Source organism: Pseudomonas rustica (assembly GCF_018336155.1).
GTDB lineage: Bacteria > Pseudomonadota > Gammaproteobacteria > Pseudomonadales > Pseudomonadaceae > Aquipseudomonas > Aquipseudomonas rustica.
The window spans coordinates 93,484-110,920 of the sequence record NZ_JAGYHF010000007.1; the positions used below are offsets into that span (position 1 = coordinate 93,484).

16 protein-coding genes are annotated in these 17,437 nt (G+C 56.6%); 6 read left to right on the top strand and 10 right to left on the bottom strand.

From position 1 onward, the window contains the following. Positions 1-60 precede the first annotated feature (60 nt). The gene (locus KFS80_RS14935; protein ID WP_212545180.1) at positions 61-2,355 is read right to left on the bottom strand and encodes a hypothetical protein; all 2,295 of its coding nucleotides are present in this window, start codon (positions 2,353-2,355) and stop codon (positions 61-63) included. Between the two features lie 155 nt (positions 2,356-2,510). Then, positions 2,511-4,232: a bifunctional isocitrate dehydrogenase kinase/phosphatase gene (aceK, locus tag KFS80_RS14940; RefSeq protein ID WP_212545181.1), complete on the bottom strand. Its 1,722-nt coding sequence runs from the start codon at positions 4,230-4,232 to the stop codon at positions 2,511-2,513. A gap of 220 nt (positions 4,233-4,452) precedes the next feature. Here aceK and KFS80_RS14945 point away from each other — a divergent pair, with 220 nt between their 5' ends. Beyond that, positions 4,453-5,361 carry a DMT family transporter gene (locus tag KFS80_RS14945; RefSeq protein ID WP_212545182.1) on the top strand — a complete coding sequence of 303 codons (909 nt, stop codon included), beginning with the start codon at positions 4,453-4,455 and terminating at the stop codon, positions 5,359-5,361. Between the two features lie 119 nt (positions 5,362-5,480). Here KFS80_RS14945 and KFS80_RS14950 read toward each other — a convergent pair whose 3' ends face one another. Continuing rightward, a complete protein-coding gene (locus KFS80_RS14950) occupies positions 5,481-6,344 on the bottom strand; it encodes a DMT family transporter (RefSeq protein WP_212545183.1) in 864 nt (287 codons plus the stop codon). A gap of 446 nt (positions 6,345-6,790) precedes the next feature. Here KFS80_RS14950 and KFS80_RS14955 point away from each other — a divergent pair, with 446 nt between their 5' ends. Continuing rightward, complete coding sequence (locus tag KFS80_RS14955) at positions 6,791-7,330, top strand: hypothetical protein (protein WP_212545184.1); 540 nt, start codon at positions 6,791-6,793, stop codon at positions 7,328-7,330. A gap of 42 nt (positions 7,331-7,372) precedes the next feature. Further along, positions 7,373-7,552: a hypothetical protein gene (locus KFS80_RS14960; RefSeq protein ID WP_212545185.1), complete on the top strand. Its 180-nt coding sequence runs from the start codon at positions 7,373-7,375 to the stop codon at positions 7,550-7,552. A 45-nt stretch (positions 7,553-7,597) separates the two neighbouring features. Here KFS80_RS14960 and KFS80_RS14965 read toward each other — a convergent pair whose 3' ends face one another. Together KFS80_RS14965 and cysK are read right to left on the bottom strand one after the other, a co-directional pair. Continuing rightward, complete coding sequence (locus KFS80_RS14965; protein ID WP_212545186.1) at positions 7,598-8,536, bottom strand: aspartyl/asparaginyl beta-hydroxylase domain-containing protein; 939 nt, start codon at positions 8,534-8,536, stop codon at positions 7,598-7,600. Positions 8,537-8,719: 183 nt separating this feature from the next. After that, a complete protein-coding gene (cysK, locus tag KFS80_RS14970) occupies positions 8,720-9,694 on the bottom strand; it encodes a cysteine synthase A (protein WP_159814663.1) in 975 nt (324 codons plus the stop codon). A 128-nt stretch (positions 9,695-9,822) separates the two neighbouring features. Here cysK and KFS80_RS14975 point away from each other — a divergent pair, with 128 nt between their 5' ends. Continuing rightward, complete coding sequence (locus KFS80_RS14975; RefSeq protein WP_212545187.1) at positions 9,823-10,899, top strand: AsmA family protein; 1,077 nt, start codon at positions 9,823-9,825, stop codon at positions 10,897-10,899. Between the two features lie 3 nt (positions 10,900-10,902). On the opposite strand, the gene KFS80_RS14980 is transcribed toward KFS80_RS14975, so the two are convergent. Next, positions 10,903-11,163 (bottom strand): DUF2442 domain-containing protein, encoded by a 261-nt coding sequence (locus KFS80_RS14980; protein ID WP_172680085.1) that lies wholly within the window; start codon positions 11,161-11,163, stop codon positions 10,903-10,905. A 302-nt stretch (positions 11,164-11,465) separates the two neighbouring features. On the opposite strand from KFS80_RS14980, the gene KFS80_RS14985 reads away from it, so the two are divergent. Both KFS80_RS14985 and KFS80_RS14990 read left to right on the top strand, forming a co-directional pair. Further along, positions 11,466-12,311, top strand: coding sequence for an AAA family ATPase (locus KFS80_RS14985; protein WP_038358424.1), 846 nt, complete (start codon positions 11,466-11,468; stop codon positions 12,309-12,311). A 12-nt stretch (positions 12,312-12,323) separates the two neighbouring features. Continuing rightward, the gene (locus KFS80_RS14990) at positions 12,324-13,502 is read left to right on the top strand and encodes a vWA domain-containing protein (protein WP_007911295.1); all 1,179 of its coding nucleotides are present in this window, start codon (positions 12,324-12,326) and stop codon (positions 13,500-13,502) included. A 117-nt stretch (positions 13,503-13,619) separates the two neighbouring features. Here KFS80_RS14990 and KFS80_RS14995 read toward each other — a convergent pair whose 3' ends face one another. The 4 genes from KFS80_RS14995 to KFS80_RS15010 form a co-directional block, all read right to left on the bottom strand. Beyond that, the gene (locus tag KFS80_RS14995) at positions 13,620-14,543 is read right to left on the bottom strand and encodes a 5-oxoprolinase subunit C family protein (RefSeq protein ID WP_212545188.1); all 924 of its coding nucleotides are present in this window, start codon (positions 14,541-14,543) and stop codon (positions 13,620-13,622) included. Beyond that, complete coding sequence (pxpB, locus tag KFS80_RS15000) at positions 14,540-15,244, bottom strand: 5-oxoprolinase subunit PxpB (protein ID WP_212545189.1); 705 nt, start codon at positions 15,242-15,244, stop codon at positions 14,540-14,542. The genes KFS80_RS14995 and pxpB overlap by 4 nt, the downstream gene beginning before the upstream one ends. Then, positions 15,241-15,993, bottom strand: a complete 753-nt coding sequence (locus KFS80_RS15005) for a 5-oxoprolinase subunit PxpA (RefSeq protein WP_212545190.1) — start codon at positions 15,991-15,993, stop codon at positions 15,241-15,243. The genes pxpB and KFS80_RS15005 overlap by 4 nt, the downstream gene beginning before the upstream one ends. 62 nt (positions 15,994-16,055) lie before the next feature. Then, positions 16,056-17,342, bottom strand: coding sequence for an MFS transporter (locus KFS80_RS15010; RefSeq protein WP_212545191.1), 1,287 nt, complete (start codon positions 17,340-17,342; stop codon positions 16,056-16,058). Between the last annotated feature and the right edge of the window lie 95 nt (positions 17,343-17,437).

Sequence of the window (17,437 nt, forward strand, 5' to 3'; positions counted from 1 at the left end):
CGGGCAGGGAATGCTCGCGAGGCCACTTCCCTGCCCGTCTTGCTGTGCCGCTGATGATCGTCAGCCGCTAGTTCGCTCAAGCCTTTTCAGGCTAGGTGCCTGTGCCAAAGCAGCCAGACTTTTGAGCGTGCCTTTGCCGGCTGCGCTCCTGACCAGTTCGGATACAAGACGATTGCCCGTCCCGCTCAGCATGAACCCGAAGACATCCAGCGAAGCGTAAAACAAACCCATCGCCGTATTTCCAGCAATGAAGTTTTTGATTGCGGTATAGAACGGTATAAACGCTAGTGCGGAACTGATCCACTTGTCGGCTTCGCCATCAATTTCGTCTTGCAACGACAGTCCCCATGCCGTTCTTTTTAGAGCATCTTCTGGGCCAATCAAATGTCGGGCGACAATTTGAGCGATGTAATGAGTAGTGCGAGTCGAGTACGTGTAATCGCCTGTAGCCGTTGAATCGATTGGCGTCCATGCCCCGACAACATCAGCGCGGTCAAACTCAAGTTCCTCTAGAATAATCCCGTAGCGGGGGCCTGAATCATGCCCCTCATCGGCGTGTGCCAGCGTGTAGACATAATCACTACTGATGAATGTATAACCTCGCCCGTAATACCCGTTTATATCGGAAGACCCTATGCTGCCGCCGCGCCTCACATAACCCGTTTCAATTTCTACCGGGAGGTCATAATTCTTCTTGATTATTCCAGCACCCGGAATGATTTCGTAATATTCAACGCCCCACCCTCCCGCAACTCGCAATAGAACGCCATGGCGCCACGTCAACTGGGCGACACGTGCCGCATAATTTTCAAAAGCTGAGTGAGCAAACCCGCACTGCAGGGAATAAACAGTAATCTCTCCTGTTTCCAGGTAGCGCCTGTCCTTGAGCGGTAATTGTGACAACAAGGACTTCACCATTGTCATGTACCCGGCCCGCAGATTCTCGACATACGGCGTAAATGCCTGACTAAACAGTGTTCCGATACGAGGAAGAGTGTCCAGTCGATCGGCGTAACCAGACAACGGGTCATTGGCAAAATTCGAGGTAATCTTTTTACCGGGAACCCAGCCCCTCATGTAGATCTCGACCAACGACAATTTTACGTTGGCACCGTGGGACTCTCGGTATCTTGGCTCCTGCTCGTTCACGTAAGTATCGGAAGCAAAAAGACCAATCAACTCCCATTCCGCCAAGGCTTTGCGAGTGGGCATGACCGCACTTGAACTGATAATGCTTTCAGCCTGCTCCCATACCTGCTGATTGTAGACATCGCGTACCTGCTCGATATACGCGTCGTACTGCGCATCGGATTTGATGCCGATGACACCGTTCATCACCCCCCATTGAATCAAGGTGGAACGCCATGCCTGCTGATCGATCAATGCTTGCTCGTTGGTAATCGGCCGCAACCCCGAGACCGACATGACCTGACCAAAACTCATTGCGGCACAGATACCCGGTGTCTGTAGATCCAGACGCAAAGCCGTGGCATTGAACAATGCCCATGCGGTTGAACCAAAGACCAGATCGCCAGGCAGGTCATAAACCGTCAGCGCCGGCGCAATCCCTGCAATCATCAGATACGCTGCCACGGTAGCGACGGGCGGTTCAAAATGGCCGGTCGCAAACAAATATGTTTCGACGTTTTGAACTACCGTTGTAGCGGGTAAACCCCAATTGTCGCTTTGCAACAGTTCATAGTCGGCGATGTAGCCATTAGCATGCATATTCACCAGAATCGCGACCATGCACCACTCACTGGCGCTCTCGACGAAAGTAATGTTTTGAAACCGGGTTTGCAAATACACGCCCAACTGTTCTGCTTCAAACCCGGCTAGCAGCCGATCAATCTTCTGCTGAATAACGCTGTTGCCGTATTCGGTATCCCCGAGGGTCTCAATCAAGTGCTTTAACAGGCCGCGTGTATCATCGGAGCCCGGCCTGGAACTTATCCAGTCTTGTACAGCCGTTTCGATTTCGCTTCTGAGCGCATCGTTTATGTCCAGTACAAAACTCCATGATATGAGCTTAAGGTAATGGTTATTTCCCGTCAGGCGTGGAAGTGGTGTTATCAAAACTTGATACAGATTTTGACCTTGTTCAATGTTCCGGGGAACGAGCCAGCCCTGGCTAAGAATAAATGCTTCCAGGCTAAGGGTACGATCCGCGCCGACCGCCTCATGTTCAATAATGGATGATTCTGGATGTACCGGCATCCGCGCACTCTGCAGGCGCTCAAGTACTTCACTGGATGTCTCCACATTGTGCAATCCATGTTTTCGGTACATCTGTAAAAAGTTTTTCAGATTTTCAGCATTGCCATACAGGCTCAGTTCGCCCACAGAAACATTCATATACGCTAGCCCAGTTCAATTAGTGACAGTCCTCCACCATGGAAGGCATTTACGCAAACTAATCAAACCGGGCGTACTGAGCTACTCACTAACTGTAAGCACGCACTACACAGAACACTTCAAACAATAAAAAACAGCCGCACCTGACTTAAGATTCATTCGTTATCGAGGCCTTTACGTCGATAGGGAAAGACATCAATCACTTTTCCTGCCCGAATGGCCTCCTGCAGACTCTTCCAGTAATCGGCGTTATATAACTCGCCGTGTAACTGATCGAATAACTTTCGTTGCCCTGAGTCGGCAAACAAGAACGGCGGAAACTCTTCTGGAAACACATCCAGTGGCCCGATCGAATACCACGGTTCGGAAGCCATCTCGTCTTCCGGTGTACGCGGCGCGGGAATGTGTCGGAAGTTGGCCTCAGTCAGGAAGCAAATTTCGTCATAGTCATAAAACACCACACGCCCGTGACGGGTGACGCCAAAGTTCTTCAACAGCATGTCGCCGGGAAAGATGTTCGCCGCCGCCAGTTGTTTGATCGCCAGCCCGTAATCGTCCAGGGCCTCATGCACTTGCGCGTCGTTGGCATTTTCCAGATAAAGGTTGAGCGGGGTCATCCGCCGTTCGGTCCAGCAGTGGCGGATCAGTACGGTGTCGCCCTCAACCGATACCGTCGACGCTGCCACTTCCAGCAACTCCTCAAGGCAGGCTGGATCAAACTTGGTCAGTGGAAAACGGAAATCGGCGAATTCCTGGGTATCGGCCATACGCCCTACCCGGTCGACGCTTTTCACCAGTCGGTACTTCTCGATCACGGTCGCGCGATCGACGTTTTTCGAGGGCGAAAAGCGGTCTTTGATTATTTTGAAAACGGTGTTGAAGCCCGGCAGGGTGAACACGCTCATGACCATGCCGCGCACGCCGGGAGCCATGATGAATTGATCGTCGGTGTTGGCCAGGTGATTGATCAGCGCGCGATAAAACTCGGATTTGCCGTGTTTGTAAAAGCCGATCGAGGTGTACAGCTCAGCGATGTGTTTGCCCGGCAGAATGCGCCGCAGGAAGCCAATAAACTCCGCCGGCACCGGCACATCGACCATGAAGTACGAACGGGTGAAGGAGAAGATGATCGACACGTCGGCTTCGTCAGTGATCAACGCATCGATCTGGATCCCGCGCCCTTCGCGGTGCAGCAGCGGAATCACCAGCGGCCATTGTTCGTCGCGGGTGTAGATGCGCCCGACCAGGTACGCGCCCTTGTTGCGGTACAGCACCGAGGAAAACAGCTCGACGCTAAGCTCCGGATCCTTGCACACCCAGTCCGGCAGGTTCTCACGCAGTTGCGCTTCGAGTCGCAGCAGGTCACCCGGTAAATCGGCGTAATCCTCGCTGAAGCGGTAATCGGCAAAAATGCTCGCGAGCATCCCCGATAACTGCCCTTGCGGTTTGTAGGTACGGGTTTGCGCGGCGCGGGCACGGCGCAGGCTCGGGCGCGTGGTGTGAATGAACATGCAGCCATCGCTGATCAGATCGTGGCTGAACAGCCCGCAGAAAATCGAGTTGTACCAGGTCTCGGACAGTTCATCGTCGAAGCGCAGGTCGATAACGCTGATATAGGCGCTTTTCACCAGCGGCCAGCAGCTGACGTTCATCAGCGTGTCGTCGTCGAAATGTTCGCGCAGGCGGGCGATTGTCTCGCCGACCTTTTCTTCGTAGAGGTTGATCCGCGCTGCCGACGCCGTTTGCGTCTCCTGCCAGCGTGCTTGCTCGAAACGCTCGCGCGCGCCGTCAGTGATCCGCCGGAAATGCTCGCGGTAATCGTCAAAGCCATCGAGGATCATGCGGGCGATGTCGGTGGCTGGCCATTGCTGCGGCATAAATGAGACCTCGGCGTACGTTTGGAAATCTGTGCCTGAGCTTAGCCACAGTTGCGGGCACAGGTGAAGTGCAATTTCGGCCAAATGCCGTTCCGGTTGTTACCGCGTACGGTTTTCTGTGTGTAAGCGGCGACTGCGGGAAATTAAATGTCCGATTAGCGGTTGCCATGATCCGGGGCCTCGGCAACACTCTCGTCCCGATCAAGGAAGGAGCCCCGCCGTGAGCCCTGTCGATATTTTCCGTATGTTGTCGCTGGCAGCCATCTGGGGCGCGAGTTTCCTGTTCATGCGCGTGATTGCGCCCGTGATCGGGACGATCCCGACTGCGTTTTTTCGCGTGTCGATCGCGGCCGTCGGCCTGCTGGTGATCCTCGGTTTGATGCGCATCAGCTGGGATTTCAAAGGCAAACTGAAAACCGTGATGCTGCTCGGCGTGATCAACTCGGGGATTCCGGCGACGCTGTATTCGGTTGCCGCGCAAGTGCTGCCGGCCGGTTACTCGGCGATTTTCAACGCCACCACGCCGTTGATGGGCGTACTGATTGGCGGATTGTTCTTCAGTGAAAGATTGACCGTCGCCAAGTTGAGCGGTGTCTTCCTCGGATTGTTCGGTGTTGGCGTGCTGACGCGCGCAGGGCCGGTGGCATTCGATCTGGAATTGTTGATGGGCGCCGTCGCCTGCCTGCTGGCGACCACCTGTTATGGCTTCGCCGGGTTTCTTGCGCGGCGCTGGCTGGATCAGGCCGGCGGACTGGACAGTCGGTTATCGGCACTGGGCAGCATGCTCGGCGCGACATTGTTCCTGCTGCCGCTGTTTGGCTACAGCGTGGTGACCCAGCCACCCGTGAGTTGGGGCGGCTGGCATGTCTGGCTGTCGCTGCTCGGTCTGGGTCTGGGTTGCACGGCGTTTGCGTACATCATTTATTTCCGCCTGCTCAGCTCGATCGGCCCGGTGAAATCGATGACCGTGACCTTCATGATTCCGCCGTTTGGCGTGTTGTGGGGAGCGTTGCTGCTGGATGAGCCGCTGTCGATGGCGCACATTTATGGCGGCGTGCTGATTGCGGCGGCGTTGTGGCTGGTGCTGAAGCCTGCGGTGGTTAAGCCCGTCAAGGTGTCAGCGCGTTGATGTTGCGGCGTTGCTGAATAAGTCTTCGCGAGCAAGCCCGCTCCCACATTTGGAATGCGATCCTTGTGGGAGCGGGCTTGCTCGCGAAGGCGGCGGCACACTCACCGCCTATTTATTGATTAACTGGTTTTACGAAACACAAAAGCCAATCCAACAATGATCAGCAACATCCCCAACACGCTCAACGGCGCCAGCTGATTACCGAAAATCAGGTAATCCATCACCGCCGTCACTGCCGGCACCAGATAAAACAGGCTGGTGACGTTCACCAGATTGCCCTGCGCAATCAGCCGATACAGCAACAGCGTCGCCAGCACCGACACCACCAGCCCCATCCACAACACCGGCAGGAAAAAACCTGCGCTGTGTTCAAAATGAAACGGCTGGAACGGCACAAAAATCCCGCACAGCAACAGCCCGGCGAGGTACTGCACCGGCAACGTGCCGAGGGGATTGTCGGTGATGCGCTTCTGCATGATCGAACCGAGCGTCATGCTCGCGAGCGCCAGCAAACCGAAGAGCATTCCCGCCCAGGACATGCCGGCCAGACCGATGCCCTGATAAACCACCATGATCAGCCCGGCCAGCCCCAGCGCCAGGCCGAACAAGCGGCTCGCTGAGCGCTGCCGTTCCATCAGCACCACGGTGAGGATCGGCTGCACACCCATGATCGTGGCCATCACGCCGGGTGTGACTTTGGTGTTCAGGGCCAGCAGATAGAAAATCTGATAAGCCCCCAACAACACCACGCCCGTGGCAATCGCATACAGCATCGGCTTGCCGCCCTTGGGCAACTTCAACTTGAGCAACGGCGCCAGCAGTACCAGCCCACAGAGGGCGATCGCAAAGCGGATCAGCAGAAAGGCAAAGGGCGACGCGTGCGCCAAACCCCATTTGGAGAAGATCGCCCCGCTGCTCCACAGCAGAACGAACAGGCTCGTGGACGCCGCCGCGAGCGCGGATTTTTTCGAAAGGACAAACATGAATACCACCTGTAGTCAGGCAAATAGCCAACTCAGCCGAGGCTGAAATTCAGTAGGTTTTTTCAGGCGGGCACGGGGGGCAGCAAAAACGCTGATCAGCCCGAAACGCCAAAGCCCGGCGGTGATACGACTGCGCACACCGGCGTGCTACTGACAGGTGGGGGGTAATGACTGATCTGCCTTGGCTGCTGATTCCCGCACGGCACGACGCCAGCGTTGACCGCTGAATCGAATACCGCGTTGATGAGGGATGCAGGCATTGGGGCTGATCTTTTTGAATGGATACGTAAGTCGGTTGGCTCACGTGGGGCTGAATATAACCAGCGTAGGACATGGATTGCAATGACTTGGGCGAATGGCCGCTAGCGACAGGTGGATTGGAGACGCATAGGCTGAATTGCAATGGCAGTACCCATCCATGGAGGACAAGGAATGCGCGGAATTACATGCCAAGGGAAAGGACGTATTTGCGCTATCAAGTGTACAAATCACAGGCGAGGAAACAAGCCGGTATTACTTTCGCAAAACTTCAGGAAGATCTACTGCAACAAGGGGTAGTGGATGTCGATCACTCCAGAGTTCGTTTCGAAGCAATCGACGCTCCAGCGCTTGTAGCTTATGAGGAATGGTTCGATCCTCATTTCTCGTGGCAGGAGGTGGTCAGGTGGAAAGCCAAAGAACCGCTTGGTTTCGATTTGGCCATCTGGTTTGATCAAGAGTTGTGCGGGCTATGCTTTGCGAACCCTAATCAAAGTCGACTACGAGTAAAAATTGTCCGCCTGGAAGGCAAGCCTGGCAATGATCACCCTCTCAAAAGCCGAGTAGCGACGTTTGCTTTGACCGCTGTTAGTCACTTCGCGCGAATCATTGGCAGCACGCAAATCGAGATTCAGGAGCCCCTTCCGGGAGTCATCTCTCTTTACCGACAATTGGGTTTCGAGTTCGATTCAGAGGGTAGGCTTGTGAAGGCAATTGACCAAGGCTAGTATCGAATAACTGTTCATTTAATGATCAACACCGGAGGCACCATGAAGGTAGCCGTCGAAAACAAGACCCCAAACGCCAGATCAATAAAATCCGATAGAAAACGTTCTTTCGGCGAGTTGCCAGAGAGTGAGTTGCGCCGAATTAAAGCGGCATTGGCACATCCAGCCGTTGAAGAGCCCGGTGGCATCCTCGCTGGCGCCTCGTTCACTTTCCCCTCCTAAAAAAACCGCTCCCAAAGAGCGGTTTTTTCGTTTAAATGTCCAACTTCACCCAAACAACCAATACCCCAACAACGTCAACACCACCACCGCCAATACCGGTCGTGCCACGCGGTAGGCCTTGGGATTACGGCGCTTCCACTGTTTCACAACGCCGCTGAATTTGTCGCTGAAGTTCTTGCTCCACGCGTAAGCCTGGTTGATCCCTCCCACGCGTTCATCATCGAGGTTCTGCGGCGCAGTCGCGCGGCCGAGCCAGGCGCTGATCGAACGGTTAATGCGAGTCATGAAGCGGTTTTTCAGCGGACGTTCGACGTCGCAGAACAGAATGACGCGGGTTTGCTCGGTTTCGTTTTTAACCCAGTGCACGTAGGTCTCATCGAACATCACGTCTTCACCGTCGCGCCAGGCGTAAACCTGGCCGTCGACGAAGATCCGGCAATCGTCAGAGTTAGGCGTCGACAAGCCGAGGTGATAACGCAGAGAGCCGGCAAATGGATCGCGGTGCGGGTTGAGGTGACTACCGCCCGGTAGCAACGCAAACATCGCGCCTTTTACATTCGGAATCGCACTGACCAGCGCCACGGTTTTCGGGCAAAGTGTTTCGGCCGAAGGCAGCGGTTTGTCGTACCACTTGAGGTAGAAACGCTTCCAGCCTTTCTTAAAGAACGAACCGAAACCGGCATCGTTGTTCTTCTCGGCGGCGCGAATATAGCCCTCGTCGAACAGGTGCATCGCTTCGTCGCGAATGGTTTCCCAGTTGTCGCGCAACACGTCCAGCTCTGGAAACTTGCTGCGATCCAGATAAGGCTTCGACGGCACGCCAGAGAACATGTACATCAAGGCGTTGTACGGAGCGAACAGCGCCGAATGGTTGACGAACTGACGCAGTACCGGCAAACGCGCCTTGCCGCGCAAATGCACATAGAGCGTGCTGCCGAGAAACAGCAACAGCACAAACGCCTTGGCGGCAAACGAAACGGTCATCCACAACTCCTTGATAAAAAACGACGCTGCGATGCCATTTACCCGGCATGGCAGCCGGCCATGATAAACACTACCGGCGTCGGGAAAAACCCGTGCATTCCAAGATTCAGTGTTAAGCAATGCGCAATAAAGCGCTTATTAACATAACGATCCTGAACCTTGGCTGACCTGAATCAATCCAGATTACTGCTGATTCTCCTGCTCGGTGAACAGGTCGCTGAACAACATGCTCGACAGATAACGCTCGCCCGAGTCCGGCAGGATCACGACGATGGTCTTGCCCTGCATTTCCGGGGTCTCCGCCAGACGCACGGCAACCGCCATCGCTGCACCGCAGGAGATCCCGCACAAGATTCCTTCTTCCTGCATCAAACGCAGGGCCATGGCTTTCGATTCTTCGTCAGTCACCAACTCAACCCGATCTACCATCGACAGATCGAGGTTTTTCGGCACAAAACCGGCGCCGATCCCCTGAATCTTGTGCGGGCTCGGCTTGATCTCTTCACCGGCCAGCGCTTGCGTGATCACCGGTGAGGACACCGGCTCCACGGCCACGGAGAGAATCGGTTTGCCCTGGGTATTCTTGATATACCGCGAAACACCGGTGATGGTTCCGCCGGTTCCGACGCCGGCCACCAATACGTCGACAGCGCCATCGGTGTCGTTCCAGATTTCCGGGCCGGTGGTTTTTTCATGAATCGCCGGGTTGGCCGGGTTATCGAACTGCGCTGGCATGAAATATTTGTCGGCATCACTGGCCACGATTTCAGCGGCTTTTTCGATCGCGCCTTTCATGCCCTTGGCCGGTTCGGTCAACACCAGTTCAGCACCCAATGCTTTGAGCACCTTACGGCGCTCGATGCTCATCGAGGCCGGCATGGTCAGCATCAATTTGTAACCGCGAGCGGCGGCGACGAAGGCCAGGCCTATGCCAGTGTTGCCCGACGTCGGCTCGACGATGGTCATGCCGGGCTTGAGTTTGCCGCTGCTTTCGGCGTCCCAGATCATGTTGGCGCCGATCCGGCATTTCACCGAATAACCGGGGTTGCGCCCCTCAATCTTGGCCAGAATGGTCACGCCACGCGGCGCAATACGGTTGATCTGCACCAGCGGCGTGTTGCCGATGGAATGGGCATTGTCAGCAAAAATACGGCTCATGGCTGGGTCCTTATGCAGCGTTGAATTCAGCGCTCCAAGGTATGCCTGTTGCCCATCACAGTCCAGTCGAGGCGAACGTCTGCAACACGCAGTAGTCAATCGCTTTACATCGTTCGGGAATTGTCACCATGAAACGTCGCTACAGTTGGCCCTTGTGGACTTTTGCGGGAATCGTCGTGCTGCTGATTGCGCTGCACATCGCCCTGCCCTTCGTGGTGCGCGATTACCTGAATGACAAACTGGCCAACATGGGCGATTACCGTGGTCAGATCACCGACGTTGACCTGGCGTGGTGGCGCGGCGCCTACAAAATCAACGGTCTGAAGATTGTAAAAGTCGACGGCAAAGTGCCGGTGCCGTTCGTTAACGCACCGCTGATCGACCTTTCAGTCAGTTGGCACTCGCTGTGGTACGACCATGCCGTCGTCGCTCAAGTGAAGTTCTTCAAACCTGAAATCAACTTCGTCGACGGTGGCGCCAACAAACAGAATTCCCAAACCGGTCAAGGCACCGACTGGCGTGAGCAGTTGGGCAAGTTGTTGCCCATCACCCTCGATGAAGTGCAGATCAACGACGGTCGCATCAGTTTCCGCAACTTCAACTCCAAACCGCCGGTGAACATGAATGCCACTGACGTCAACGCGAGCATCTACAACCTGACCAACGTGGTCGACAAGGAAGGAAAACGCGACGCCCGATTCGAAGGCAAAGCCTTGCTACTCGGCCATGCACCGCTGGAAACCACCGCCACCTTCGATCCGTTGAGCAATTTTGAAGACTTCGAATTCCGCCTGCGCGCCAAAGATATCGAACTCAAGAGCATGAACGACTTCGCTTCGGCCTACGGCAAGTTCGACTTCAATGCCGGTCACGGCGATGTAGTGATTGAAGCCAAAGCCAAAAAGGCGCAAGTCAACGGCTACATCAAACCGCTGCTGCGTGACGTTGAAGTCTTCAACTGGCAGCAGGACGTGGAAAACAAGAACAAAAGCATCTTCCGCTCCGTCTGGGAAGCGCTGGTCGGCGGCACGGAAACCGTGCTGAAGAATCAGGCGAAAAACCAGTTTGCGACCAAGGTTGAGCTGAGCGGCAATGTGCACCAGCAAAATATCAGCGCGTTTGAAGCGTTTTTGCAGATTTTGCGTAATGGCTTTGTTCAGGCATTCAATGCGCGGTATGAACGGCCCAAGCCGGATGCGGGTTAGGATTTACGGGCGAAATGCATCCCGATAAAAGGTATCTGCGCCGATCTGGATATCTGCGGCCAACCATTCAACAGTCCAGCCATTATCTGCCAGACGAGCAGTTGCAAAGACTATCGGATCGAGTAATGGGGCGAGTCCTGGATATGTTTGGATATCGCAACTCAAATCGACTGTTACTTGCCGGCTATCGCAAAAGGTCAGTGCGAGTCGGCGGTCTGTAAGCGCTACGGCAGCGGACAAGCGTGGTCTTTTTATGCTCGACATGTATTAAAAGCCTCCGAGTGAACGGGATGGGGCTGCTTCGCAGCCCAGCGGGAGCAAGCTCCCTCGCCACAGAAAGCCCTTTTGCCGCAAGTCATGCGGTGTGTTCAGAGGCTATCGCCGAATCAACCGGGTAAAAATACTGGCCATGCGCCGAGACTGAGTCAACATGTGACGCCCCATTCAGAGACTGAATAAGCCGTCTGCGTTCACAGTCGACCGGCCTGCGCGTTATAGTCGGGCATCCGATTATTTCGCCCCCGCCCTGCCCGTTCAGGTCGGCGTTACCGTTCGAGGATTAGCAGATGAAGTTCGAAGGCACCCAGGCCTACGTCGCCACCGATGACCTGAAGCTGGCGGTCAACGCCGCCATCACCCTGGAGCGGCCGCTGCTGGTCAAGGGCGAGCCGGGCACCGGCAAGACCATGCTCGCCGAGCAACTGGCCGAATCGTTCAATGCCAAGCTGATCACCTGGCACATCAAATCCACCACCAAGGCCCATCAGGGCTTGTACGAGTACGACGCGGTCAGCCGTCTGCGCGACTCGCAGCTGGGCACTGAAAAAGTCCACGACGTGCGCAACTACCTGAAGAAAGGCAAGCTCTGGGAGGCTTTCGAGTCCGAAGAGCGGGTCATTTTGCTGATCGACGAGATCGACAAGGCCGACATCGAGTTCCCCAACGACTTGCTGCAAGAACTCGACAAGATGGAGTTCTACGTTTACGAGATCGACGAGACCATCAAGGCCAAGAAGCGCCCGATCATCATCATTACCTCCAACAACGAGAAAGAGCTGCCGGACGCCTTTCTGCGCCGCTGCTTCTTCCACTACATCGCTTTCCCGGATCGCCCGACCCTGCAGAAAATCGTCGACGTGCATTACCCGGACATCAAGAAGGATCTGGTCAGCGAAGCGCTGGACGTGTTCTTCGACGTGCGCAAAGTGCCGGGCCTGAAGAAGAAGCCGTCGACTTCCGAGCTGGTCGACTGGCTGAAACTGCTGATGGCCGACAATATTGGCGAAGCGGTGCTGCGCGAACGCGATCCGACCAAGGCGATTCCGCCGCTGGCCGGTGCTTTGGTGAAGAACGAACAGGACGTGCAATTGCTTGAGCGCCTGGCGTTCATGAGCCGTCGCGGCACCCGCTAAGAGGCTGATGCCATGTTGCTCAACCTGTTCAATGAAATGCGTGCAGCCAAGGTGCCGGTGTCGGTGCGCGAGCTGCTCGACCTGATCAACGCGCTGAAGCAGCGCGTGACCTTCGCCGACATGGACGAGTTCTACTACTTGTCGCGGGCGATTCTGGTGAAGGACGAGCGCCATTTCGACAAATTCGACCGTGCGTTTGGCGCCTACTTCAATGGCCTCGAAAAGCTCGACGATCACTTACAGGCGCTGATACCCGAAGACTGGTTGCGCAAGGAATTCGAGCGTTCGCTGAGCGACGAGGAACGCGCGCAAATCCAGTCCCTCGGCGGTCTCGACAAACTGATCGAAGAGTTCAAGAAACGTCTGGAAGAACAGAAGGAACGTCACGCCGGCGGCAACAAATGGATTGGCACCGGCGGCACCAGCCCGTTTGGCTCCGGCGGCTTCAACCCGGAAGGCATTCGGGTGGGCGATGCCGGCAAGCGTCAGGGCAAAGCGGTAAAAGTCTGGGATCAGCGCGAGTACAAGAACCTCGACGACTCGGTGGAGCTGGGCACGCGCAACATCAAGGTTGCCCTGCGTCGTCTGCGTAAGTTCGCTCGCCAGGGCGCGGCGGAAGAACTCGATATCGACGGCACCATCGATCACACCGCCAAAGACGCGGGCCTGCTGAACATTCAGATGCGCCCGGAGCGGCGCAACACGGTGAAGCTGTTGTTGCTGTTCGACATCGGCGGCTCAATGGACGCGCACGTGAAGATCTGCGAGGAGTTGTTCTCGGCCTGCAAGACCGAGTTCAAGCATCTGGAGTACTTCTACTTCCACAACTTCGTTTACGAATCGGTGTGGAAGAACAACATGCGCCGCACTTCCGAGCGCACTTCAACCCAGGATCTGCTGCACAAGTACGGCGCTGACTATAAGGTGATTTTCATTGGCGACGCGGCGATGGCGCCTTATGAAATCACCCAGGCCGGCGGCAGTGTCGAGCACTGGAACGAAGAGCCGGGTTATGTGTGGATGCAGCGGTTTATGGAGAAGTACAAGAAGCTCATCTGGATTAACCCGTATCCGAAAGATACGTGGGGGTATACCTCGTCGACCAATATCGTGCGCGATTTGATCGAGGATCAGATGTATCCGTTGACGTTGCGCGGTTTGGAAGAAGGGATGCGGTTTTTGTCCAAGTGATCTGCTGCGTCTGTACTGACGCCATCGCGGGCAAGCCCGCTCCCACAGGTATCGGTGGTGTACATAAATTTCGTGTACAACTCGGACACTGTGGGAGCGGGCTTGCCCGCGATGCTTTTAGCTATTTCTGAAGCGCTGCAGATATTTGATGTGCTCGCGATGCGCAACGTCTTGCACCACCGGCCGCAACCGCACCTGCGCCCCCGGCAGACACTGCGCCAACCGCGCCAACGCCAGCGGCGTCAATGCGCCCAACCGGGGATAGCCGCCAATCGTCTGCCGATCATTGAGCAACACAATCGGCTGGCCATCCGGCGGCACCTGCACCGCGCCCAACGGAATCCCCTCAGAAATCATCGGCAGCCCCTGATATTCCAGCGCCTTGCCCAGCAAGCGAATGCCCATGCGATCAGCGCGACTGTCCAGCGTCCACGCACTATTAAACACATAAAACAGACTCTGCCCACTGAACTGAGCGATCTGTGCGCCGAGCACCAGATCCAGCGGCGCATTCGATTTCAGATCCGGCCGTAAATCCACAGGCACTTCGCGAACACACAGCGAGTCCCCGTAATAGCTCAGCATCGACCCCTTGGCCAATGGCAACCCCATGCCATCGAGCCCGCCGAGTTCTTCGCGCACCACCGTCGCGCTGCTGCCCAACACTTTCGGCGCGTCAAAGCCGCCGGGCGCCGCAAGATACGCCCGGGCACCGAGCAATGGCTGCGTGAACTGCAATTTCTGCCCTTTGCCCAATTTGAAACTGCGCCACGGCGCCAACGGCTGACCATCAACCTGCGCGCCAAGATCCGCCCCGGCCAGCGCCAGCAAGCAATCCTCTTCGGCGATCAGCGCAAACCCGCCGAGGGTGATTTCGATCACCGGTACATCCAGCACATTGCCCAGCAGCCAATTGGCCCAACTCATGGAATTCCAATCCGCCGCGCCGCCCTGAGTCACGCCCAGATGCCGCACACCAAATCGTCCGGCGTCCTGCAACAGGCACAGCGCCGTACTCGCCTCAATCGTCAATCGGCTCATGCCTGCGCCTCCAGTGGCGTGTCGTCGCCGCCCAGATTGATGAACTCGGCATGGCTCACGGCTTCGAAACGCACGGTGTCGCCGGGTTGCATCAGGCTGTAGCCATCGCGATGACGATCGAACAGTTTCGCCGGCGTACGACCGATCAGATTCCAGCCACCGGGCGAGACCACGGGATAGGCTGCGGTTTGCCGCTCAGCGATACCGACGCTGCCGGCGGCGACTTTCTTGCGCGGCGTGTTCAAACGTGGCGCCGCGAGGATTTCTTCGACCAAACCCATAAAGGCAAAACCCGGCGCGAAGCCGAGAGCGAACACCTGATATTCGCGGCCGCTGTGGCGACGGATCACCTCATCCACCGCGAGTCCACTGCGCTCAGCCAGCAAGCTCAACTCCGGCCCGACGCTCAAGTCATACCAGACCGGCAGCACATGACATTGACCGGCGGATCGTGAATTCGGCGACAGATCAATCAGCGCCTCAGCGATCAATTCCCGCGCCTGATTCGGGCTCAAAACCGTCAAATCGTAATGCACCATCAACGTCGTGTACGACGGCACCAGATCGATCAATTGCGCGCCAAACACCGTACGCAAACGCTCACTGGCGGCGAGCATCCACGGCATGTTGGCTTCTGCGATTTCATCGAACAGACGCAGCATCAGGCAATCCAGTGCCACCACTTCAATCCTTGGGTTCATTGCGCGTCCTGCTGATTCAAGGCCTCGCGAATACCCTGCACGGCGACCACCGAACTGGCGTTGTCGCCGTGTACGCAGAGGGTATTGGCATGCAGACGCAAGGCGCTGCCGTCGCTGGCAGTGAGGTTGTCGCCACGGGCAATGGTCAGCGCTTGCTCGATGATTTTTTCAGGGTCGTGATGCACCGCCCCCGGCAGTTGTCGCGAAACCAGTTTGCCAGCGCTGTCATAGGCGCGGTCGGCGAACGCTTCGAACCACAACGTCACGCCATATTCATCACCCATTTGCTGCGCGGCCGAGTTGTCGCGAGTGGCCATCAACATCAGCGGCAGGCTGCTGTCGTACGCGGCCACGGCCTGAATCACCGCGCGCAATTGCGCCGGGTTGGCCATCATGTCGTTGTACATCGCGCCGTGCGGTTTGACGTAACTGACCCCGCCACCCTGCGCCTTGCAGATGCCGTCGAGTGCACCGATCTGGTAATGCAGGATGTCTTGCAGCTCTTGCGCCGAATACGCCATGGAACGGCGGCCGAAGCCGACCAGATCCTGATAAGCCGGATGTGCGCCAATCTTGACCCCGTGGCTCAACGCCATGCTGACGGTCTTGCGCATGATGCTCGGATCGCCGGCATGGAAGCCGCAGGCGACGTTGGCGCAATCGATGAAGGGCATGACCTCGGCATCCAGACCCATGGTCCAGCTGCCGAAGCTCTCGCCAATGTCGCAATTCAATAGCAGGCGGCTCACGGTGAACACTCCTGTAGCGTCTTGTCTTTTTATCTGTAGGAATTTGTTTCGCAGGTTATCAGTTACTGCGCATCGAGTTGCTTGCCACGGGTTTCCGGCAGGCTCAATGCCGCGATGATCACCACGCCGTAAGACACCGCCGCGAAAGCACCAATGCCAACACTCAATGGCACGGTCTGGCTAAGCAAACCGATCAGCAGCGGAAACAATGCCGCCAGCGCCCGCCCGATGTTGTAGCAAAAACCCTGCCCCGAACCGCGAATCCGCGTCGGAAACAACTCAGTGAGAAACGCGCCCATGCCGCTGAAAATCCCTGAGGCGAAAAAGCCCAGCGGAAAGCCCAGCCACAACATCACGCCGTTGCTCACCGGCAATTGCGTATAGAGCAAAACGATGGTGAACGAGCCGACCGCGAACAGAATGAAATTCTTTTTGCGGCCGAGCAGATCGGTCAGATAGGCGCTGATCACGTAACCGACGTAAGAGCCGACAATCACCATCGCCAGATAACCGCCAGTACCGAGTACGCTCAAACCGCGTTCGTTCTTGAGGAAGGTCGGCAGCCAGGAAGTGATCGCGTAATAACCGCCCAAAGCTCCCGTGGTCAGCAGCGAAGCGCGGAACGTGGTGAAGAGCATGCCCGGCGCGAAGATCTCGTAAAATTTCGATTGATTCTCCGGCGTTTGCCGGGCCTTGGTTTCGCGATAGATCTCCGGATCCTTGACCAGACGGCGGACGAAAATCACAAAAATCGCCGGTACGATGCCGAGGATGAACAGCGCGCGCCAGGCGTCTTCCGGCGGCAGCACCGAGAACAGCAGCGCGTACAGAATCGCCGTCAGCCCCCAGCCCAGCGCCCACCCGGATTGCACCATGCCCACCGCTTTGCCGCGATCCTTGGCGCGGATCACCTCGCCGATCAGCACCGCGCCGGCCGTCCATTCGCCGCCGAAACCGAAGCCCATCAGGGTGCGGGCGATCAGCAGTTGTTCGTAGTTTTGCGCGAAGCCGCAGAGAAAAGTGAAGAAGGCGAACCACAGCACCGTCAGTTGCAGGGTGCGCACGCGGCCGATGCGGTCGGAGAGAATCCCGGCGACCCAACCGCCAATCGCTGAAGCAATCAGCGTGCTGGTATGAATCAGCCCGGCCTCGCCGGTGGTGATGCCCCACATCGCAATCAACGTCGGCACGACGAAGCTGAGCATCTGCGTGTCCATGCCGTCCAGACCGTAGCCGATCTTGCAGCTCCAGAAGGTGCGGCGCTCCTGCTGATTGATGTTGCGATACCAGTCGAACGGCCCCGGACGCGCCGGTGCCGGGGATGCTTCTAGGGTGTCGGGAGCACTCATGGCTTATCTCCGCAGGTTTTTTATTGGTCTTGTTCGTAGCCCCGACGACGCCTATCGTGGGAACCGGATGCGCCGATTTTTCGTCGCCCGGGCGT